The 21824-nt window shown below is 37.5% G+C and carries 22 protein-coding genes and 1 tRNA gene; 8 read left to right on the top strand and 15 right to left on the bottom strand.

Features of this window, described 5'->3' with window-relative positions:
• Positions 1–24 precede the first annotated feature (24 nt).
• The 5 genes from IWC72_RS08240 (at position 25) to IWC72_RS08220 (ending at position 3331) form a co-directional block, all read left to right on the top strand.
• Positions 25–1164 (top strand): Mrp/NBP35 family ATP-binding protein, encoded by a 1140-nt coding sequence (locus tag IWC72_RS08240; protein ID WP_194529442.1) that lies wholly within the window; start codon positions 25–27, stop codon positions 1162–1164.
• Position 1165: 1 nt separating this feature from the next.
• A complete protein-coding gene (locus tag IWC72_RS08235) occupies positions 1166–1408 on the top strand; it encodes a NifU family protein (protein ID WP_194525737.1) in 243 nt (80 codons plus the stop codon).
• A 70-nt stretch (positions 1409–1478) separates the two neighbouring features.
• Positions 1479–2537: an NAD(P)/FAD-dependent oxidoreductase gene (locus IWC72_RS08230; protein ID WP_194529441.1), complete on the top strand. Its 1059-nt coding sequence runs from the start codon at positions 1479–1481 to the stop codon at positions 2535–2537.
• 56 nt (positions 2538–2593) lie between these two features.
• A complete protein-coding gene (locus IWC72_RS08225; protein ID WP_194529440.1) occupies positions 2594–2962 on the top strand; it encodes a four helix bundle protein in 369 nt (122 codons plus the stop codon).
• A gap of 39 nt (positions 2963–3001) precedes the next feature.
• Positions 3002–3331 carry a 2Fe-2S iron-sulfur cluster-binding protein gene (locus tag IWC72_RS08220; protein WP_194525734.1) on the top strand — a complete coding sequence of 110 codons (330 nt, stop codon included), beginning with the start codon at positions 3002–3004 and terminating at the stop codon, positions 3329–3331.
• Here the strand turns inward: IWC72_RS08220 and IWC72_RS08215 are convergent.
• The 13 genes from IWC72_RS08215 to IWC72_RS08155 all read right to left on the bottom strand — a co-directional run bounded on the left by IWC72_RS08215 (position 3328) and on the right by IWC72_RS08155 (position 14805).
• Complete coding sequence (locus tag IWC72_RS08215) at positions 3328–5064, bottom strand: ABC transporter ATP-binding protein (RefSeq protein WP_194529439.1); 1737 nt, start codon at positions 5062–5064, stop codon at positions 3328–3330. The genes IWC72_RS08220 and IWC72_RS08215 overlap by 4 nt on opposite strands.
• A gap of 129 nt (positions 5065–5193) precedes the next feature.
• The gene (locus tag IWC72_RS08210; protein ID WP_194529438.1) at positions 5194–5853 is read right to left on the bottom strand and encodes a hypothetical protein; all 660 of its coding nucleotides are present in this window, start codon (positions 5851–5853) and stop codon (positions 5194–5196) included.
• A 59-nt stretch (positions 5854–5912) separates the two neighbouring features.
• Positions 5913–6653, bottom strand: a complete 741-nt coding sequence (locus IWC72_RS08205) for a GDSL-type esterase/lipase family protein (protein ID WP_194525731.1) — start codon at positions 6651–6653, stop codon at positions 5913–5915.
• 14 nt (positions 6654–6667) lie between these two features.
• On the bottom strand, positions 6668–7984 hold the full coding sequence (locus tag IWC72_RS08200; RefSeq protein WP_194525730.1) for a gluconate:H+ symporter: 1317 nt from the start codon (positions 7982–7984) through the stop codon (positions 6668–6670).
• Positions 7985–8088: 104 nt separating this feature from the next.
• Complete coding sequence (locus tag IWC72_RS08195) at positions 8089–8490, bottom strand: ACT domain-containing protein (RefSeq protein ID WP_194525729.1); 402 nt, start codon at positions 8488–8490, stop codon at positions 8089–8091.
• 130 nt (positions 8491–8620) lie between these two features.
• A complete protein-coding gene (locus IWC72_RS08190; RefSeq protein ID WP_194525728.1) occupies positions 8621–9499 on the bottom strand; it encodes a pirin family protein in 879 nt (292 codons plus the stop codon).
• A 68-nt stretch (positions 9500–9567) separates the two neighbouring features.
• On the bottom strand, positions 9568–10161 hold the full coding sequence (locus IWC72_RS08185; RefSeq protein ID WP_194529436.1) for a Crp/Fnr family transcriptional regulator: 594 nt from the start codon (positions 10159–10161) through the stop codon (positions 9568–9570).
• Positions 10162–10255: 94 nt separating this feature from the next.
• A complete protein-coding gene (locus tag IWC72_RS08180; RefSeq protein ID WP_194529435.1) occupies positions 10256–11386 on the bottom strand; it encodes a PAS domain-containing sensor histidine kinase in 1131 nt (376 codons plus the stop codon).
• Between the two features lie 291 nt (positions 11387–11677).
• A complete protein-coding gene (locus IWC72_RS08175; RefSeq protein WP_194525725.1) occupies positions 11678–12061 on the bottom strand; it encodes a DUF3037 domain-containing protein in 384 nt (127 codons plus the stop codon).
• Positions 12051–12830, bottom strand: a complete 780-nt coding sequence (locus tag IWC72_RS08170; RefSeq protein ID WP_194529434.1) for a HipA family kinase — start codon at positions 12828–12830, stop codon at positions 12051–12053. The genes IWC72_RS08175 and IWC72_RS08170 overlap by 11 nt, the downstream gene beginning before the upstream one ends.
• 124 nt (positions 12831–12954) lie before the next feature.
• On the bottom strand, positions 12955–13926 hold the full coding sequence (locus IWC72_RS08165) for an alpha/beta fold hydrolase (RefSeq protein ID WP_226979524.1): 972 nt from the start codon (positions 13924–13926) through the stop codon (positions 12955–12957).
• Positions 13927–13985: 59 nt separating this feature from the next.
• The gene (locus tag IWC72_RS08160) at positions 13986–14549 is read right to left on the bottom strand and encodes a TetR/AcrR family transcriptional regulator (protein ID WP_194529433.1); all 564 of its coding nucleotides are present in this window, start codon (positions 14547–14549) and stop codon (positions 13986–13988) included.
• Between the two features lie 175 nt (positions 14550–14724).
• Positions 14725–14805: transfer RNA gene (locus tag IWC72_RS08155), tRNA-Leu, on the bottom strand.
• A gap of 149 nt (positions 14806–14954) precedes the next feature.
• Between IWC72_RS08155 and IWC72_RS08150 the strand changes: the two genes are divergently transcribed.
• The 3 genes from IWC72_RS08150 to pth all read left to right on the top strand — a co-directional run bounded on the left by IWC72_RS08150 (position 14955) and on the right by pth (position 17343).
• The gene (locus IWC72_RS08150) at positions 14955–15896 is read left to right on the top strand and encodes a ribose-phosphate pyrophosphokinase (RefSeq protein ID WP_194525722.1); all 942 of its coding nucleotides are present in this window, start codon (positions 14955–14957) and stop codon (positions 15894–15896) included.
• Positions 15897–15945: 49 nt separating this feature from the next.
• Positions 15946–16578 (top strand): 50S ribosomal protein L25/general stress protein Ctc, encoded by a 633-nt coding sequence (locus IWC72_RS08145; RefSeq protein ID WP_194525721.1) that lies wholly within the window; start codon positions 15946–15948, stop codon positions 16576–16578.
• Between the two features lie 135 nt (positions 16579–16713).
• Positions 16714–17343 carry an aminoacyl-tRNA hydrolase gene (gene pth, locus IWC72_RS08140; protein WP_194529432.1) on the top strand — a complete coding sequence of 210 codons (630 nt, stop codon included), beginning with the start codon at positions 16714–16716 and terminating at the stop codon, positions 17341–17343.
• On the opposite strand, the gene IWC72_RS08135 is transcribed toward pth, so the two are convergent.
• Positions 17330–18010 (bottom strand): hypothetical protein, encoded by a 681-nt coding sequence (locus IWC72_RS08135; protein WP_194525719.1) that lies wholly within the window; start codon positions 18008–18010, stop codon positions 17330–17332. The two genes, pth and IWC72_RS08135, sit on opposite strands and share 14 nt — an antisense overlap.
• Positions 18007–21792: a reprolysin-like metallopeptidase gene (locus IWC72_RS08130; RefSeq protein WP_194529431.1), complete on the bottom strand. Its 3786-nt coding sequence runs from the start codon at positions 21790–21792 to the stop codon at positions 18007–18009. Before IWC72_RS08130 ends, IWC72_RS08135 begins: the two co-directional genes overlap by 4 nt.
• Positions 21793–21824: the final 32 nt, after the last annotated feature.

Here is a 21824-nt window from a genome sequence, read left to right as displayed (position 1 = left end):
TGCTCTTTAGAATGATTTTATATAATGAAGATTGATAAAAAAGAAGTTTTAAGAGCACTAGAAAATATTACCGTACCCGGTGAGGGACAAAATATGGTAGAAAGCGGTGCAGTTAAAAATATACAGATTTTTGGCGATGAGGTTGAAGTTGATATCACTATCAGCAACCCCAGCCTACAAGCCAGAAAAAAGACCGAAGTAGAAATTTTGAAAATCATACACCGAGAGGTATATGAAAAAGCCAAAATAAAAATCAACATTAAGGTTGATGCCCCTGCAAAACCAAAGACTAATGAGATAAAAGGAAAACCATTACCTGGTATTCAAAATATCATTGCAGTCGCATCCGGTAAAGGTGGTGTTGGTAAGTCTACAGTTACTGCAAATTTAGCAGTAACCTTGGCTAAAATGGGCTTTAAAGTAGGTGTTTTAGATGCTGATATTTACGGTCCTTCCATGCCAATCATGTTTGATGTCCCTATGGAAAAGCCTTTGGCTGTAAACGTAGCCGGAAAATCAAAAATGAAACCGGTAGAGAATTATGGCGTAAAGATGTTGTCCATTGGGTTCTTTACCGAACCGAATCAGGCCGTTATTTGGCGTGGCCCCATGGCTGCAAAAGCATTGAATCAAATGATCTTTGATGCACATTGGGGCGAATTGGATTTCATGCTAATTGACCTTCCTCCAGGAACCGGAGATATCCACTTAAGCATTATGCAGGCAATGCCGGTAACCGGTGCTGTAGTGGTAAGTACACCTCAGACAGTAGCTCTTGCCGATGCTAGAAAAGGGGTTGCCATGTTTCAGCAAGATTCTATAAACGTACCCGTATTGGGAATAGTTGAGAATATGGCTTATTTTACACCTGACGAGCTTCCTGATAATAAGTATTATATTTTTGGTAAGGAAGGTGCAAAAAATCTGTCTGAAGATTTAGACGTACCTTTCTTAGGAGAAATACCTTTAGTACAGAGTATACGTGAAGCAGGTGATGTCGGAAGACCAGCCGCAATGCAAACGGCTACACCTGTAGAAGAAGCTTTTGAAGAGATAACAAAAAATGTAGTGCAAGAAGTTGTAGGTAGAAATAAAAGCCTTCCCCCAACCGAAGCAATCAAGATAACAACAATGGCAGGCTGTTCTGTCGTTAAGAAAAAATAATATGACATCGGAAGAATTAAAACAAAATGTAGAAAAAGCGCTAGAAGAGATTCGCCCGTTTTTGCAGAGTGATGGAGGAGATATTTCTTTAGTTTCCATAGACGATGAAAAGTCTGTAAAAGTGAAATTAGAGGGTGCATGTATTGGATGTAGCGTTAATCAGATGACTTTAAAGAGTGGTGTTGAGATGACTATAAAAAAGTATGCTCCACAAATTGAAGAAGTAATTAACATTGGCGCATAAGGCCCTGATTTATATCATATTCTTATTGACCTATTAAATTTAATTTCGTCCGAATTATAACATAAACCCGATGATCAAAACAGATATATTGATTATTGGAGCTGGCCCAACAGGGCTTTTTGCCGTTTTTGAGGCAGGCCTATTGAAACTCAAATGTCATTTAATAGACGCACTACCGCAAGCAGGTGGGCAATGCTCCGAGATTTATCCTAAAAAACCAATCTATGATATACCAGGCTTTCCTGAGGTTTTGGCAGGTGATTTAGTAAATAATCTAATGGAGCAAATAAAACCTTTTGAACCTGGCTTTACTTTAGGTGAAAGGGCACAGACTATAGAGAAATTAGAAGATGGCACTTTTATAGTAACCACCAACAAAGGCACAAAACATCACGCACCCATTGTTGCTATTGCAGGAGGTCTAGGTAGTTTTGAACCTCGCAAGCCATTACTTGAGAACCTTTCTAAATACGAAGACAACGGTGTTGCGTATATTATAAAAGACCCAGAAGTATATCGTAACAAAAAGGTAGTTATTGCTGGTGGTGGCGATTCTGCTTTAGACTGGAGTATCTTTTTGGCCGATGTAGCATCAGAGGTTTCTTTGGTACACCGTAGAAACGAGTTTAGAGGTGCTTTAGATTCTGTAGAAAAAGTACAACAACTTAAGAATCAAGGAAAAATAAACCTAATTACACCTGCCGAAATCGTAGGATTAAAGGGCGAGGATAAATTAGAGGCTGTTTCTATTAGAAAAACAACAAATCCTGATGAGGATGTTACTCTAGAAGTTGATAATTTTGTTCCGCTTTTTGGACTTTCCCCTAAACTCGGGCCCATTGCAGATTGGGGGCTAGAAATAGAGAAAAATGCCATTAAGGTAAACACATTCGATTATCAGACCAACATACCAGGAATTTATGCCATAGGTGATGTAAACACCTATCCAGGGAAACTAAAATTAATTCTTTGTGGTTTTCACGAGGCTACGCTAATGTGCCAAAGTGCTTATCAACGTATTTTCCCTGAAAAGAAATATGTAATGAAATACACGACCGTAGGCGGTGTCACCGGTTTTGACGGAAGTAAAAAAGAAGCACCTAAGGCAGTTGTAAAGAGTATAAATTAGGAAGCTAGGCACATAGGAATTAGGAGTTAGTTCTAAAAACTATAACATAGAAGCATATGGCAGTTAAAAGGTTTGAAGATTTATTGGTGTGGCTGAAAGCACAAGATTTTTCTGTTGTTATCTACCAAAAGTTTTCAAACTCCAAAGACTATTCTTTTAAAGACCAAATTCTAAGAGCGTCGATATCAATTTCTAACAATATAGCCGAAGGGTTTGACAGACGCACGAATCCTGATTTTATTCGATTTTTATATTTTGCAACAAGTTCAAATAGCGAGGTACGTTCCATGTTATATCTTTCCAAGAGACTTCATTTTTTAGAATCACAAGAAACAACAGAGTTAATCAAACAGTCTAACGAAATTTCTAGAATGCTCTTTGGACTTATACAATCAATGACCCCAAGAAAGTCAACCAATTCATAAAAACTAACACCTAATCCCTAACTACTAATTCCTTTTTTAATGTCCGATATAAAAATAAAAATAACCGACCGCGATGGTGTTCTTCATGAAGTAGATGCCCCAACCGATATGAACATGAACCTAATGGAGGTTGTTCGCTCGTACGAATTAGCTCCTGAAGGAACCATTGGCATTTGTGGTGGTATGGCTATGTGCGCTTCCTGTCAATGCTACGTAGAATCTGACCATAATCTTCCTGAAAAATCAGATGATGAAGATGCGATGTTAGCCGAAGCTTTTGATGTGAAAGACAACAGCCGTTTGGGTTGCCAAATTCATATGACCCCAGATTTAGACGGATTAGAAGTGGAATTGGCTCCTGAGAGCTAGATTCTAGCCTGATATGTAAATAGGTTAAAGTACCTGCCTTCTTTAGTGATAAGCTCATCGTGGGTACCCTCTTCTGCAATTTTACCGTTTTCGATAACCAAAATCTGATTCGCTTTTCGAATGGTACTTAACCTATGGGCAATTACAAAAGTAGTACGCCCTTCTGTTAAGGCCGCTAAACTCTTTTGAATTAAAGCTTCGCTTTCAGTATCCAAATTAGAAGTAGCTTCATCTAAAATTAAAATTTTAGGGTCTGCCAAAACAGCCCTAGCAATTGCAATACGTTGGCGTTGACCACCGGAAAGTTTCACGCCCCGCTCCCCTATCAACGTATCCAAACCATCATCAAACCTATCCGTAAATTCATTTACATACGCCGCTTCAACAGCCTGCTGTAATTGTTCTTCAGAAGCATTAGGTCGTGGAAAAAGTATATTCTCCCGTATGGTTCCCTCAAACAGAAAATCGTCTTGTAAAACCACTCCTAGATGTTGTCTAAAACTGTTTAAATTCACTTTTGAGACATCCTTGCCATCTATAGTAATTTTACCTGATTGTGGGTTTAAAAAGGTTGCCGCCAATCCAGCAATAGTAGATTTACCAGAGCCGGAACTACCAACTAAAGCAACTACGTTACCTGACTTTACCTCAAAATTAATATTATGCAACACTTCTTTATCTTCCTCATAGGCAAAAGAAACATCGTCAAAAACAATATCACCTTCAATATCATCTAAAATAATTGTACGGTTCTCCTCGTCCGATTCCGGAGTCATATTCATAAGCTCCTCTGTACGATCTAACCCAGCCAAGGCTTCCGTTAACTGACTCCCAATGTTACTCATCTGAACAATTGGCGCTACCATTAGTCCCAATAAAAAAGTAAAAGTCAAGAACTCACCTATAGTAAGTTCATCCATCATAATTTTATACCCACCAATTCCCATAATTCCGGTGGTGGCCATGCCTAAAAGAAAAGTAGAAGAACTCGTCATAAAAGCAGTAGCCGTCAAACTCTTTTTTACATTTTGAAAAAGACGATCAACTCCTTCTTCAAATATTTTATTTTCTTGTTCCTCGGCATTAAAACCCTTGATTACACGTACACCTCCTAAAGTTTCGGTCAATCTGCCTTTTACTTCAGCATTTATCTTTCCTCGATTTCTAAAAATGGGTCTAATAATTTTAAATGCCTTCAAGGCGATAATTGCAAAAATAGCCAAAGGTACAAGTGTAAAAACGGTCATAGTCCAACTAATACGTAAAAGCAATACCAGAGAAACTACCGCCGTAATAGTACCCCCTACGAGTTGCACCAAACCTGTTCCAATTAAATTACGGACACCTTCAACGTCGCTCATGATACGCGATACCAGAGCACCCGACTTTGCATTATCAAAAAAACTAATTGGAAGAGATAGTACTTTTTTCTGAACTTGAGCCCTAAGCTCTGAAATTAAATATTGCGCCTGTATGCTCAGTATTTTAGTTAATAAAAAGGACGTTACAGCTTGTACTAGTATAGCCAGACCTACAGCGCCTACCAGTAATTTTAAAAAATCAATATCCTTATTGGGTATAATGTCATCCATCAGATATTTTAGAGACATAGGAGCTACAAAACTTGCTGCTTTGCTAATCACAATTAATAGGAGCCCAATAAATACAAGATTTCGTCTAGGCCAAATAATGGTCTTAAACGCGGTAAGCATACTAACTTTTTTTTCGGCCATGAATGAGGATTTGAAGAGGCCAAAGTTACGGTAAAAACTGGTATTCCACTTTTTAGGATTGTTATCTAAATCATAAACTGTTTAGATAGAAAATGCAATTAAAGTCTACATTAAATATAAGGGAAACTATTAATCCTCTTCTTTAGTAATAATCAAGGTAGCTTTAGACCCTTCTGAGAGCAACCATTTATTAGCATAAATGAGTTCTCCTTTATCATCATACACATTTACTTGGGCGGTATTAGGGGCCGAAGTACCGGTGTTAAGCGCCTCAAAATCCACACGATTAAACCCTTTTTTTAAATCTACATTTACTCCTTTGAAAGAACCCGTTAAAAGAATATTAGGATCAACGACATCTCCGTTCACATAAATTTTTATGCGATCACCATCTACGTTTTCATGATCGCGACAAACAATACCAACAAATTTGCCATTGTTTTTCACATCGCCCATGTACATGTCCGGGAAATGCTGTTTTGAACCTTCCTTAGGTTGTATTGGTCCAACTTTAGGGTCAATTTTCATGCCTGCTCCCGCCTGCACTAATTCTCGGTCATCAATCATCTTAACCGGATTCCGTTTTGCAAAATCCAATTCAACCTGAGGTTGGTCATCAACAACGGAAGGAATTTTCAACGATGTGCCTTCATTTGGTTTTTCATTGTCATCAATCTTATTGGCTGTATCAATTTTTAAATCTTTCTTTTGAGGAATATCGGTCTGTGCCATCCCCGAGAGGGAAAACAGCATAACAGCTAATACCAATACCGAATAGTTTTTGATCATCGAATAAAAAAATCAAGATAAAGATAACAAATACCCTGCCACGGGGGCTTAACGCAATGTTAAAACGATAAATTACCAAAAATCGTATCGGCAATTAACCTATGTCCATTCTTATTAGGATGAATTGGGTCTTTACCATAACACTCTTTTTGACTCTTGAAAAGAGGTTGACGAATATTAATCTCTGCATTGGCAAAAGGGTGGTGCATATCTAAAATGATATTGGTAAACTCCTGTAATACCTCTATATCATATTTTGGATACGGATTTTTGTAGCTATATGACATCCCCTCATTTGCTCTTACTACAACCTCAGCCAAAGGTGGCGGAGTGAGTAAAATTGCAGGAATATTTCTTTGCCTCATCTTTTCAAGAAACGAATAGACTCCTATTTTAAAACTTCTAAACAATTCTTCGGAAGGCTTACCGTAGATTCCATCATTGATTCCGTAACAGAAAAGTGCTACATCTATCTTATTTTTGTCTAGAACATCATCTAAACGCTCAAAAAGATACGGTCTTGGACCTGGATGGTCTTCCTCTGTGAGTCCGCTTACGGTCTCACTACTTTTTCCAAAGTTGATAAAAGTAATATTGAGCTCTGGTTTTTCTTTGTTGAATTTTTCCTGAAGCATTTCAACATAACCATTACCTCTCGCAAAAGTTATGCTATCGCCAAAACATCCAACAACTTGATTTTTCTTCAATTGAAACTTAGAGTGATCAAAACAGCCCATTAAACTAGTTCCCGCAATGGCTAGGGCCGTTCTATTTATAAACTGTCTTCTCTTCATCATCATGCAATGATCAATAATTATATAAAAATATCAAGAATAAGAACCCCAATAAGCCCCATAACACCCACAGTAGTTTCCATCACCGTCCATGTTTTTAAAGTATCCTTTACGGAAAGATTAAAATACTCTTTATAAAGCCAAAACCCGCTATCATTAACGTGCGAAAGCATTAAACTACCCGAACCAATAGCCAAAACCATCAACTCTGGACTAACATCTGTATTGGCAATTAAGGGCAACACTATACCTGCAGCCGTTAGACCAGCAACTGTTGCAGACCCCACGCAAACCCGAATAACTGTGGCAATAAGCCATGCCAGAATCAAAGGCGAAACGGTTGAACCCTTCAGCATTTCACCAATATAATCACTTACACCGCTATCTATCAGCACTTGTTTTAAGGCTCCTGCTCCAGCTATAATCAAAAGCACCATAGTAATGCCCGAAACAGCACTTGCAACAGAATCCATAACATCTTTCATTTTCTTTCCCCTTGCTAATCCCAAGGTATAAATAGCTACCAAAACCGATATAAGCATAGCCATTATAGGGTTCCCTAAAATATCTGTTGCCTTTCTAATTGTATTTTCTTCTGGAAGTATTAGTGCTATTACCGATGCAAAAGCTATAAGAATTACAGGAAGTAAAGCCGTAACAATACTGATAGCCGTACTTGGCATCTCATCATCAGTTAATATTTTTGGATTCAAAAATTCTTTTAATGGAGTCGCTTCTACATTTTTTATTGAGCGGGATAAAAGAGGTCCTGCCACTATAATAGCCGGGATAGCCACCATAATACCGTACAGTAGCGTCTTTCCAATATCTGCATTAAAAATAACTGCAATACCTGTAGGTGCCGGGTGCGGCGGAAGATACCCATGAGTAACCGAAAGTGAAGCCAACATAGGCAATCCCACATAAATTAAGGGAAGCCTAGTAGCTGCTGCAACTGTAAAAACAAGTGGAATTAATATTACAAAACCCACCGTATAAAACATGGGTATACCCACAATGAAACCCGTTAACACAACAGCCCACTGGATATGTTTTTTTCCGAATTTGTCTACCATTTGTGTGGTGATACGTTGTGCGGCACCACTATCTGCAACCAACTTACCTAACATGGCGCCAAGACCAAGAATTAAGATCAGATACCCTAAAGTATTACCAATACCCGATTGAATGGACTTGGTAACCGTTTCAAAATCCATTCCTTCGGCAACGCCTACTAATAGGGAAACGATGATAAAAGCAATAAAAGCATTGAGTTTAAAACGGGCAATTAAAATGAAAAGAATGAAAATTCCGGCAATTACAATAGCAAGTGGCATGGGCTAGGTTGGTATTAAGCCCTCTAAGATAATAAAATAGATAACAAATGAAACTTGAAAAAGCAGACTTAAGACCTTCTTTTTAAATTAATGACTTCTATATTTTACGAATAGTTTTCCGAAAGCATTTTAAGTACATGAACCGCCTTTTCCGCATCTTTATAATCTACAAAAATATGGTCATGATAATAAGCAGCAACGACATTGCAACTTATATTATGTTTTGCTAATTCTGAGGAAAACAAAGCAGTAAGCCCCACTCCTTCCAACGACGAGTGAATAGATAAAGTAATCCAAGAAGCTACATATTCATAAGAAAGTCGTAGCGTATCGGCTTTTTGTTTTGTGATAATCACTGTTATACCCTCTTGTTCTTTAAACTCACAAAGGGTATCTGCTCTTGAGATCTGACTTGCATCCGTTAAGGTTACAAATACATATTCACCTTCGTTCAACTTTGGGGTCATACCCTTTACCATTTCCGCTAAGTTCTTTTCTCCTGCCATTGTAGCTATACTGTATTAGCCCTAAATCTACATCACTTTATATTCTTGAACAACCCGTAATTGAGATAAAATAAAAAGCATCAAATGAAAAAATATTTTTCACTTTGATGCTCTAAAGGTTCAAATAAAACTAGTTTTCAAGATATCCGAATTTACCATTATTAAAATCATGAAAAGCCTGCATTAGCTCTTCTTTGGTATTCATGACAAACGGACCATGGGCAGCAATAGGCTCATTTAGCGGCTCACCACTTAAAGCCAAAACCAATGCATCTTCAGTAGCTTCAATTGTAAAACTCTCCCCGTCATTGGCCATCAACACCAAATGATCAGTGGGTGCGTGGTCATTACCATTTACCGTAATACTACCTTCAACAACCAAAAGAACGGTGTTGTAATTTTCCGGAAACGAAAAATCTGCTTGGTCATCTTTTTTCAATCTGGCATTTAGCATATGAATAGGAGTAAAAGTAGACGCGACTCCTTTTAACCCTTTATACTCTCCTGCTATAACTTCAACTTCTCCGCTGCCATCAGTTAATGAGAACTTCCCTAAATCTTCTTTTTTTATAGCTTGATACTTGGGCATACTCATTTTATCTTTTTTAGGCAAATTCACCCAAAGCTGAACCATTTGAAAGTCACCTCCTTTTTTAGCCCACTCTTCTTCATGGTATTCTTTGTGTAAAACACCACTTGCAGCAGTCATCCACTGCACATCACCTTCACTTATTACACCTCCACCTCCACTACTGTCATGGTGAGCCACTTTACCCTTGTAGGCTATTGTAACGGTTTCAAAACCTCTATGTGGGTGCACATCTACACCTCTTGGATTATCTGTTGCAGAAAAATGAAACTTGGAATTGTAATCCATCATGATAAAGGGATTCATTCGTTCCATATCCAATCGAAAACCGCTTGGAATGAAATTATGCACTCTAAAACCATCTCCAACAAAATGTGGGTCTCTTGGTTTTACCACTAACTCTACTGTTCTTGTTTTCATATCATTACCATTTTATACCGCAAATTTATTGTGATAAACAAACCTGTACATTGATGTATGGTAAGAAGCTATTTTTTGTAGTTTTTCTGGGCAAGACCCTTTCTTACTCTGCTTAAACTTTCTGGAGTAACACCCAAGTAGGATGCCACCATTGTCTGTGGAACACGCAACATAATATCTGGGTACATTTTTACAAACTGCAAATATCTTTCCTCTGCAGAAGCACTCAGAAGTGAGTTTACCCTTTTCTGTAAATGCCTAATATGATTGTGGAGCAGTTTATTGTTGAAGTCAGTAAACGAAGGCATTTTTGCCGATAGTTGTTGAATAAATCTCTCATCTAGCAATACCACTTGACTATCTTCAAGAGCCTGAATATAATATGCCGAAGGTGCATTGAAATAACTACTTTCACGATCGGTTACGAACCAATTTTCAGGCGCAAAAGCAATAACATGCTCTTTACCTTTCTCGTCTATGGAATATTGTCTAAGCAAACCTTTCTCCACAAAAAAAGTGTACTCACAACGTTCATTTTTTCGCAATAAGAATGTATCTTTTTTAATTGTTTTGGCTACGCACTTATCTAATATTGCCGGAATATCACCTTCACCAACATTTAGATTCGTTGTTAAAAAGGTCCTGAGTGTAGTATTGTTCATCCTTCCTATTCAATTCTAATCTTTAAAATTAAACAAAAGAGAACAGATTATAACCTTTTCTTATTCAACCCCTATACTAATCCGAAAAATAGAGCTACTTAGGAATATTTAAAGGGATTGTAAATTTAAAATCGCTGCCTTCACCTAATGTGCTTTCTGCCCAAATTTTCCCTCCCAGTTTTTCAACAAACTCTTTACAGAGAACCAAACCAAAACCAGAACCTTTTTCATCTGCTGTACCTACACAGGCCATATTTGTATTAATACCGAATAATTTTTGAGAAGTATCTGGACTCATACCCACGCCATCATCAGAGACAGTTACTTCTACATAAATGTCTCTCAACTCAGTTGACAAACTAATATTCCCACCTGGTTTGGTAAATTTAATAGCATTTGAGACAAGGTTACGTACTATTGTCCTTATTATCTTATCATCAGAATACACCTCAACAACTTGAACTTTAGAAGAATTAAGTGTTATATTTTTAGTTTCTGCTATGGTTTTGCACAGCTCTAGAGTTTCGTTTATTATTTGATTTATACAAACACTTTCCGATACGAGTTCTAGTTGTCCCGTTTGAGACTTTGCCCAATTCAAAAGATTGTCTAGTAGGTTAAGGCTATTTTTAGTAGTCCTATCAATTAGCTCTAAATACTCATTAGATTGCGCAACATCATTTTTTTGTATTGAATCACTTAACAAGTCTGTTAACAAACTAATATTATTAAACGGACTTCTTAAATCATGTGCTATAATTGAAAATAGCTTGTCTTTTGTAGCTCCTACATCTTTTAACTGGGCTTCTTTTTTACGTAAATTTTCCTCTCCTTTTTTCTTATCGCTTATATTACGGACTACACATACGAGGAATTTACTGCCATTTTCGTCAATAAATCGTGACTTTCTAGTAGAAATAATTTGTGTTTCACCTTCTCTTAGTGTCATTTTCTCCTCTGTAACACTTTCAATACCATCTGCTAAAACTTGTTTATCTATATTAAGAAAAACCTCTCGTTCTTCAGGCTTGACTTCCTCTATAAGAGACTTACCTATAATCTCTTCACGAGGAAGTCCCATCATTGTACAGAAAGGGTTATTCACCATTATTAATCTGCTTTGGGCATCTTTCACAAATACTGAATCACCCATGTGATCTAAAACAGTTTGAATATAAACTTTGTCTTTGTTAAAATCACTATTTACATTAAGTGGTTGGCTCATTTTACGGTTTACGGTTGTTAAATTTAAAGTAGGGACTGGCCGTTATTCAATATCACGAAGTATAGTTCTATGCCTATCTCGTGTATTTCTATGGGGGAGTAGAAATCTGCTATTCAATGCATAGCAGCCTTTAAATTTAATATTTTTTTTAACAACTTGTAAGAATCGATCTGAATTGAATTTAAAAAATTCGGAATTTCAGAGCTAACATGAGGCCTTAAAAGAGAATATTATAATTGATCTGATTATTATTAAGAAAAATGAAATTTATATAAAGTAACATCTCATGAATTAAAGAACATACAAGTTAAAAAGTGTTTCCAATTCTTTCTCGGGATCTGTACACAAACCTGGATGCGGCTGTGAACTTTGTATGATTGTACTCCTAGAAGCGGTAAGCCAGCGGAATCTTGATGGCAGGTCTAGCTCTCCAATTACTCCACCTTTTGGTTCTCCTTCACAAACCAACTCCCATGCTTTTAAATAAGCCTCTAAATCCTCTAAAGCTAGATTGCAAGCAAATACTTTTAAGCGATTTGGGTTTATAGCGAATTTCATCCGTAAGAACTTCTTTCTTTTGGAAAATACAATGGCTCCCACGTTTATAAACTCTCCGCGTTCAACTTTTGGCACCACTCTTATGATGGCAAATTCATATGTGACTCTATCTTGCATCTGTCGCTTCTTTAACCAACACTTCCAATTTTGTCAACCTTGTATTCAAAAATTCCATATAGGCAGTTCGTTTCTCTAACGGTGTTAATGGATCAGATTCACTCAATAACCAATCCTCGGGAATTTTAGAGATAATTTTTTCAATAACAGTTTCATCTATTCGTTCTTTAATTTCATCTGCTGCCAATATCAATTTACTGGCACGCTCTAAAAGCACATGATCTTTTATGGCCGGAAAAGTTCTATCCAAATGGGTTCGCCAAGTTTCCCAATTATGATGAAAATAAAAACTAGAACCGTGATCAATCAACCATAGTTCTTTATGCCAATTCAGTAGGTTGGTGTTCTTTGCCGTACGGTCTATATTACTGATCATACTATCTAAAAGAACCACTTTTGAAGCCGTTAATGGGTCTGCAACAGAAACCAATGGGTCATAAACAATAGAACCTGACAGGAAATGTAGCCCTAAATTTAAACCGACACTGAATTTTAGTAAATCTTGAATTTCTTCATCGGGTTCTGTTTTACTAAAGCTATCATCCAAATTCATGAAAACAATTTCCGGCACCTTAAGCCCCATAGCACGTGCAAGCTCTGCCCCTATTAGCTCAGCAATCAAAGCTTTTTTACCCTGCCCAGCGCCTCTAAACTTTATAACATATAAAAACTCATCATCTGCCTTTACAAGACCTGGGAGCGAACCTCCCTCTCGCAAAGGTTTGATATACTGAACGACATCTACGGTACGAATTTCAATTGCATTCATAATTGCTAAGGTAGTAAAAGTTGCATTTTACAATCAAGTGGAATTTTAGATATATTTATCCTATGGTTATACAACGACAAAAAGCCCCAGAGAAGGGGCTTTTTGTCGTTGCTTAGGGCTACTTTTACTTTTTAATTGTTCTCATAAATTTTCTTATTTTAGGGATAATTTTATCCGCATCCTCCTCCAGAGCAAAATGACCGGTATCATAGATATTATAATCTATATTTTTGACATCCTTTTTAAAAGCTTCCGCACCGCTTTCAGGAAAAAATGCATCGTTCTTTCCCCAAACTATAAGTAACGGAGGTTGATTATCTCTTAAATATTGCTGCCATTTTGGATATAATTTCACGTTATTTTGATAATCATAAAACAAATCCAAATTTACAGCATGAGCATTGGGTCTTGACATTCTTAGATAATCCAAATGCCAAGTATCCGGATTTACATTTTCAGGATCTCTAGTTCCATGCGTATATTGCCACTTTAGGCCTTCCAAAGAAAAAGCATGCAACATGGCCTCTTCCGTTTGCTTATTTCTATTCGCCCACATGGCTTTCGTTGCCTTCCAAGCAGCTCCCAAACCTTCTTCATAGGCATTCCCATTTTGGTTGATAATAGCCGTAACTCTTTCTGGATGAGCCGTAGCGATTCTAAATCCAACAGGAGCTCCGTAATCTTGAATCATTAATGCGTAAGATGTTATTTTCTTTTTTTCCAGAAAGGCATTAATAGTCGCTGCTAGGTTATCAAAAGTGTATTCATACTTACTTGAATCTGGAAAATCACTATTCCCAAATGCTGGATAATCCGGAGCTATTAAATGAAATTCATCTGATAATTCGTTTAATACTTTTCTATATTGATGAGAAGAAGTAGGAAAACCATGAAGCAATACAATGGTTTCATTTTTGGGGTCTCCAGCCTCTCTGTAGGCTATATTTAATCCGTTTACTTCTAGCGTTCGATATTTAATTGTGTTCATATTTTCTTCGATATTAAAATTTTGATTTGATAGTTTCTGATTGGCCAATGTTACCCCTGAGACAAACAATGGTGCAATAGCCAAAGCGTAAAGAATTAAATTTTTCATAGTAAAATTATTAATTTTATTTATTACCGAACATTCGGTAAAAATAACATTCAAATTTTTTATTTTTTTAAATATCTGGATTCAATATCGTTCAATGTTTGTTCAAATATGCTTAAATCGTTTAAGCCTTTAGTCACTACAAGGCTACCTTGAATTTCCAATAGGGTCTGAACAGCATACTTTTGTGCCTTTTCACCTGGCAAACCTAATGCTTTGCCATACGTATTAAAAGCCTCTACCCAATGTTTCATACCATTCTTAACTTGCTCCTCAAATAACTCTAAACCAGAACCCAAGGAAAATACCCTTAACACACAAGCGTCTTTTCCGTCATTATATAAAATCCGGATATTATCCAGACTGTTCACTAATCTCTGAGCAGGAAGGATACTTTCATCATTTAATACATTAAACACATGTTCTTCCGCCCACTCCCCCAAATGATTTAAAACCGCAACTGCCATTCCACGCTTTCCATCTGGAAAGCGATGGTAAAGACTAGCTTTCTTTAAACCCGTTTTCTCTGCCAGTTCTGAAAGACTAGCTCCATCGTAACCATTGGACCTAAAAACGCAAACTAATTTTTCTACGATTTCTTTATCCAAAACTTTTTGTGGTCTCATAAGGCAAATGTAAGTTATTTATTTTATTTACCAAACGTTCGGTAACAATTTTAATCATTCAGCATCACATATACTTATGCTCTATATATCATGCATATTCCCCATCTTTTCTAACACCCTAGTATAGAGCATAAAAAAAGCCAAGAATACATCTCAGCTTTTTCTTTTAAATCTGTACTCGAGGCGGGAATCGAACCCGCACTCCAAAGGAACTGGATTTTGAATCCAGCGCGTCTACCAGTTCCGCCACTCGAGCATTAAAATTGGACTGCAAAAGTAAATATTTTTTTCGTTTCCAACGTAAAAAATAACAACATTTATTCTTTAGCAACACAAATAAATGTCTAAATTTGCACCTCGCTAATAAAACGACTTGTCAATAAACTAGCTAACAATACGTTACCCATGGCCTACCAAGTTCCCGAACCTAAAATTTTCGCTTGTACACAGAGTACTGATTTGGCACGTAAAATCGCCAAATCTTATGGTGCCGAATTAGGCAACGTACTCTTCTCTAGGTACAGTGACGGAGAGTTTCAACCTTCCTTTGAGGAGTCCGTACGAGGAACACGTATTTTTATAATTGGTTCTACTAATCCAAGTTCAGAGAATTTAATGGAAATGTTGTTGATGCTCGATGCTGCAAAACGTGCATCGGCAAGACACATTACCGCTGTAATGCCTTATTTTGGATGGGCCAGACAAGACAGAAAAGATAAGCCAAGAGTACCAATTGCAGCCAAGTTAATTGCAAAAATGCTTGAAGCAGCTGGTGCCACACGCATAATTACAATGGATTTGCATGCCGATCAAATTCAGGGCTTTTTTGAAAGACCTGTTGATCATCTATTTGCTTCTACCATGTTTTTGCCATACCTCAAAAGTTTAAAACTAGATAACCTAACTATTGCATCACCTGATATGGGGGGGTCCAAAAGAGCCTACGCCTATTCAAAAGCATTGAGTTGTGATGTTGTTATTTGTTACAAACAAAGAGCTAAAGCAAATGTAATATCGCACATGGAGCTAATTGGTGATGTTCAGGGTAAAAACGTAGTCTTAGTAGATGACATGGTAGATACTGCTGGAACACTGACCAAAGCTGCAGATTTAATGATGGAAAGAGGTGCATTGAGCGTTAGGGCTATTACAACACACGCCCTTTTGTCCGGTGACGCGTATGAAAAAATAGAAAAATCGAAATTGCTTGAATTGATCGTAACCGATTCTATTCCGGCAAAACAAGATTCGGACAAAGTTAAAGTATTAAGTTGTGCCGAGCTTTTTGCAGATGTAATGCATAGGGTACATCACAACACATCAATTGCATCAAAATTTTTAATGTAGCCCTTTAGGAGCTACTTCAATTACGAGTATTAATTTTTTAAATCATATAATGAAGTCAATTAAAATTAAAGGATCAGAAAGAGAAAGCGTGGGCAAGAAGGCAACGAAAGCCCTACGTAATGCTGGACAGGTTCCTTGCGTTATATACGGAGGGGAAAAACCACTACACTTTTCAGCAGAAGAGTTAGCGTTCAGAGATTTAGTTTACACCCCAGCCGCACATACCGTAAAGGTTGACTTAGGAAGTGGTAAAGTAAAAGCAATTATGCAAGACATTCAGTTTCACCCAGTGACTGATAAAATTTTGCATATTGATTTTTACCAACTTTTTGATGACAAAGAAGTTACCATGAACATTCCTGTTCGTTTAGAAGGTAATGCACCTGGTGTTAGAGCTGGTGGACGTTTACTTTTTAGAAAGAGAAAACTTACCATTAAAGCACTTCCAGACAACTTGCCTGATTATTTTGATATTGATATATCAAAATTAAAAATTGGTGACAACATTACTGTTGAATCTTTGTTGAACGATGAGTTTACAATCTTACACCCAGAAACTACAGTAGTTGTTCAAGTTAAAACTCAGCGTACAGCAGTGGCCGTTGATGACGATGAAGAACTTGAAGGAGAAGAAGGCGAAGCTACAGAAGCAGCAGCTGAAGGCGGAGAAAGCCAAGAATAAATTTCAATTGAAGTTTTATAAAAAGCGCCCTAAATTAGGGCGCTTTTGTATTTTTACAACTTTAAGTTTGCAACTTGTATTTACGTTAGAGCATAATCGTACCTAGAACACTAATACTCTATAAAACTTCGTATTATGTTTCAATTTATAAAATCAATTTTCAACAAGAACAAAAGTGTTCTAGAAGAAACAGATAGCATGAAAAAATACCTGATTATTGGCCTTGGAAACATTGGCAGCGAGTATACTGAAACCCGTCATAATATTGGATTTAAAGTATTAGATGCACTTGCCAAAACATTGGATTTTTCTTTTGATACCGTAAAATTAGGTGATGTAGGTGTTTTTAAAATTAAAGGGCGCAGTGTCCTTTGCCTTAAACCATCTACCTATATGAACCTTAGCGGAAAAGCCTTAAAGTATTGGATGGATAAGGAAAATATTCCTTTAGAAAATATACTTGTAGTTACTGATGATATTAATCTAGAATTTGGAACCTTACGATTAAAAACAAAGGGGAGCAACGGAGGCCACAACGGTCTAAAAGATATTCAGAACGTACTACAAACTGCAAACTACAACCGACTTAGATTTGGTGTGGGTGCAGATTTTGGAAAAGGAAGACAGGTTGAATACGTTTTGGGAGAATGGAGCGAAACAGAAAAAAATACTCTTAACGAACGCTACGAAAAAACCACTGAACTAATTCAATCTTTTGTTCTTGCAGGTGTTGCCCGTACCATGAACCAATTTAACGGGTCTTGAATTCTGAAACAGCACTGGTTGAAATATTTCCTTCTGCATCTGTTGTTACTACTTTCCAAAAATAGACCTTATTAGAGGTGACTCCTACTGTTAACTCTTTGACTCCAGCATCTGTTGTTCGCAATAACGTTGTAGGCGGATTTTCATCAGAAAAATACACCCCATAACTCTCTATATCATCGTCTAAATCATTCCCTGACCATTTTAGTTCTATTTGGCCATTAACATCCTTAAAGGCTGTTGAGCCCTGTACAGGAAAAGTCAATTCTGCCGGAAAAGGAACGTGACTAATTTGAGACCCCGGATTATAGAACAACCAAGAATCACTACTTGTTGAGTTTGTAATTTCTGAATTTTTTGATTCAACTACCCAAGAAAACGGCGTGCCTTTGGTTAATGACAACGTTTCTATAGTGTTGGTCGTATTTTTAGACTGTACCGTTCCCGTAGTTAAGTTAGTTACATGAAGCACGTAACTTTCCGTAAAGTCTGAAGCACCCCAAGTGAACCGAACAATGCTACTACTATCACCATCACTTTGAACAGGCGTGCACTCTGAATTCTTAGCAGGAGCAATCAAATCAACCTTTTCCGGTGCTTTTGGCGAGTCTTTTTTACAACCCGAAAAGAGCACTACACCCAATACCATAAAAGCTAGTATTCTCATCGTTTTATTACTTTAACCGTTCCCTCAATGGTTTCACCTGTAACCCTCACTATATAAATTCCGGAATGCAACGATGTAAAATCTAAATCTATTCCACCACCCCTTGGTGTACCCTGCTGGCTCTTAACCAATGCCCCACCTATAGTAAAGATATCTATTTTTACTTTTTCTGTTGATGCGCCTAACAGCATTCTTGTACTATGATTAAAAGGATTAGGAAACACCATAGGTTCGCTCCCTACAAAAAAGCTGTCTTCATATGTACCTTGACACGGAAGCCCAGTAGATACACGAAGTAAATTACCTCCTGATTTAAGATCCAATGTAATTTCTGATTTATCTGTTAGTACAATATCTCCATTTAATTCGATTGTATATAAATCTGCTCCCTCCATAGAAAGCAACAACTGTTTTCCATCTAAAGACACAGAAGAGGAAACACCCAACGGATCCGGCTGTGAAATTGTTACTTGTGCACAAAATGGCTCATAATCAAATCCATCACCTGAAGCATTTACACATAACGAGTATACGCCTGAGTTTAAATTTGATAAAGAAAAGGCATCTGTAAACGTTTGAGTAACCTCCACTCCATTACCAGAAATAACTATATTATAATCCAATGGCATTGAAGCACTTATAGATATAGCCCCATCATCATTATTCCTACATGACTCACTTTCCACCGTAATTTCAAAATTACTTGCAGCAAAACGATGCACCTCACAACCAGAAGAATCTACCTCTGCTCCTGCTGGTGTGTTAAGACATAAATCATCTCCATCATCAAAAACACCATCATTATCAACATCTGGTCTAAACTCACCTTCTACACAAATATCCAAGGCAAATTCGTTTACAACCCCTCCATCTCTAGAGGCATTATCCACAACAGTTAAGATCCATTCTCCTAATATGGACTCCCCTTTAAATGAACTTAACGATCCAAGCGGTTTTACGGTTCCTTTTATTGCCGTTACGGCTGTTGTTCCACATACAAAACTACTAGCATCATCATCAAAAGTTGCGTCTACATTCTTCAGATTACCACATGAACTGGTAATTAATGGAACCACAGTATTAGAAGGTGAGGTAAGAGTGACCACCAAATCTTCTAGATACTCATGGTCAATATTCAGCTTTACATTAATATCATCTACCTTCAAATCTTCAAAAAAGGCAATCTTAGAAATCACCGTTGTCCTTTCTGTAGCGCTAATTTCCAATGGCAGGTCTCTTGCCGGTTTGTTGGCACAATCTACTTGAATTGTGGTAAACTCTTGAACAGCGCTGAAATCTCCTTCGCCACATACATTCAAGGGTTTTACTCGCCAGTAATACGTTACTTTATTGTTCAGTTCTGTGGGAACGTAACTATTGGTAGTTACCGTAACCAACTCTACGAGATTGGCAAACCCACTATCCGTAGCAATATGAACTTCATACGAAGTATATGATGCATTTTCTTCCCACTGCAACAGTTCTGTTGTTGCCGCATCAATCAAATTATTTGCCGGTGTTGTTAGCTCGACCGTTGGAAAGTCGGTATCATATATTTTAAGGTCTAATGTAATTTCTTTTGAAACACTTGCAGAAACTGCTGAAACCGTTAATGAATAAGACCCTTCTGGAACATTTTCAGTATTCTCAAGGATTAGATTCACTTCTGTTCCATCTAGCGAGACGCTACTTGGCGCAAAAGTAACTCCTAAATTTTCGGGCGCATCGGTCACTTCAAAAGTAACTTCTTCATCAAAACCTAAATAGGTCTCATAAATAAATGGAATTACGAGGTCATCAAAATGGCAGGCTTCATATTCTAAACCAGAAAAGTTCATAACAAACGGAGAGGCCTCTATAGTAAAATCAGTTGAATTCACAGCATAATAAATATTGTCAGATGCCTTAATCATAATACGTGCTTCCGCGGTAGGCATACCAGGAACTACTATTTTGTGAGCCCCATCATTAACCACTCCGGACGCCAAGGGTATCGTAAAAGTTACCCCACCATCAATAGAAAGGCTAATATCCACATTTTTAGTAGCAACAGGTAACACATCCGTACCCGCTACATCCCATTCTATTTGCATCATTTCACCAGCAACATAGGTTTCAGTAGTGGCCTGTGACGTAACCTGAAAAGGTCCTGCACTATTTACTACGGCAATATTCATTAATTCTGATACTACCTGCCCTCCTCCGGGTGCATTGTCTCTCACACTAAAAGCAAAATTCATTTCTCTTTCAACATCGGAAACCGTTTCCCAGGCCGAGCCTCTTGTTGGAAAAGTCTGGGTTAAGTTACCTTTAACTACTTGAGAAAGCATTGGAAAATATCGCACCGGAGCCAAACTTGGCAATTTAGACCTAAAATTTGCTCCACTTGCATTGTTTGGACCAAAAGATGCTTGCGTAACAACTCCGTTATCTATCTGCTCCCAAGTATACGTTAACACATCGGTAGCATCTGGATCAGAGGCACTACCCTCTAACACAAAAGCCGTAGATTTTGGAATCACATAATCATCAAGATCTGCAACTACAGGGGCCATATTAGAAATTCCCGTTACCTCACCACAAGTCTTAGTCTTTAGGTTATCTATAATCTGTTTAATACTGATGTAATGAAAATAATCATCTCCTCTAGCAGCAACATCATTAACACCTGTAATACCGGCATACCCCATTATAGAGGTTCCACTACCCGGTTCTACCTGAACTTGCGTACCTTCAAACTCATGGGACCATGTATGGTTCGCCCCTAACTGATGCCCCATCTCATGGGCCACAAAATCTAAATCAAATCTATCTCCTTTAGGAGTCAAGCTTGAAGAATAAGCGCTACCTTTTCTATTGGTTATGCAGATGGCACCTATAAAACCGGCATTACCATTGTTTTCCCCTTTGTGAAAAACATGTCCAATATCATAATTTGTTTCACCAATCTCACTGGTCATAACAGCCTGCCCTTCACTCCCCAAAGTACTTAATGTTCCATTATAAGGATCTGTACTTACATTAGTGTAAATAATTTTATCCGTAGTGGAAACAAGTTCTAAACGAACGGCCAAATCAGTCTCGAAAACTTCGTTTACCCTGGTTAATGTTGCGTTAATTGCGGCTAGGGCATCAGGTACTGTACCTCCATGGTATTCTGTATATTCTCCAGTTGCAGAAACCGCCAATCTATATTTTCTAATGACACGGTCATCTAGGGGCTTTGCCGTAAGACTGGCACCAAAAGCCAACACTTTTTCTTGAGTGCTGCATACAAAATCACTTTCATCTTCTGTTTTAGCACTTCTTGAGTACACCATGTATTTATCATCCTCCACTTTTTCAATGAAACTGCTTTCACTGGTCTTAGCGGAGACAATCATAGCTTGTACATCTTTCTGGGAAATACTAAATCTTATACGATCTTCACGATTATCTACCGCTCTACCGGAAAATGACTTGATTTCTGGATATTTTTTTGAAAGTTCCTCCGAAAGAACTGGGGTTTCGCGGACACTATAGGCCACCATATCTCCACTTGAATTGGGGAAATAGACTATTCTGGAATTACTTTTAGATGTTGTAGAATTTTTTAAATCTTGTTTGAAAAGTTTTTCCTGCAAAGCAAAAACTTTTCCTTCATGAGCACTCAAACCCTGTGAAACTCTCTTGTAGGAAGATTTTTTCATTGACGTGCTTTCCCAGTATTCACTCTGTGCCGAAGCGGAAAAGGAAAGAAATGCTATGGTAATTGAAAAAACAAGACGTAATTTTGTAACCATCAAGGGGGTTTAGAACAAAATCAAATATAAGT

The organism is Zobellia roscoffensis (assembly GCF_015330165.1).
GTDB lineage: Bacteria > Bacteroidota > Bacteroidia > Flavobacteriales > Flavobacteriaceae > Zobellia > Zobellia roscoffensis.
This window is presented reverse-complemented; position numbering and strand designations above follow the sequence as displayed.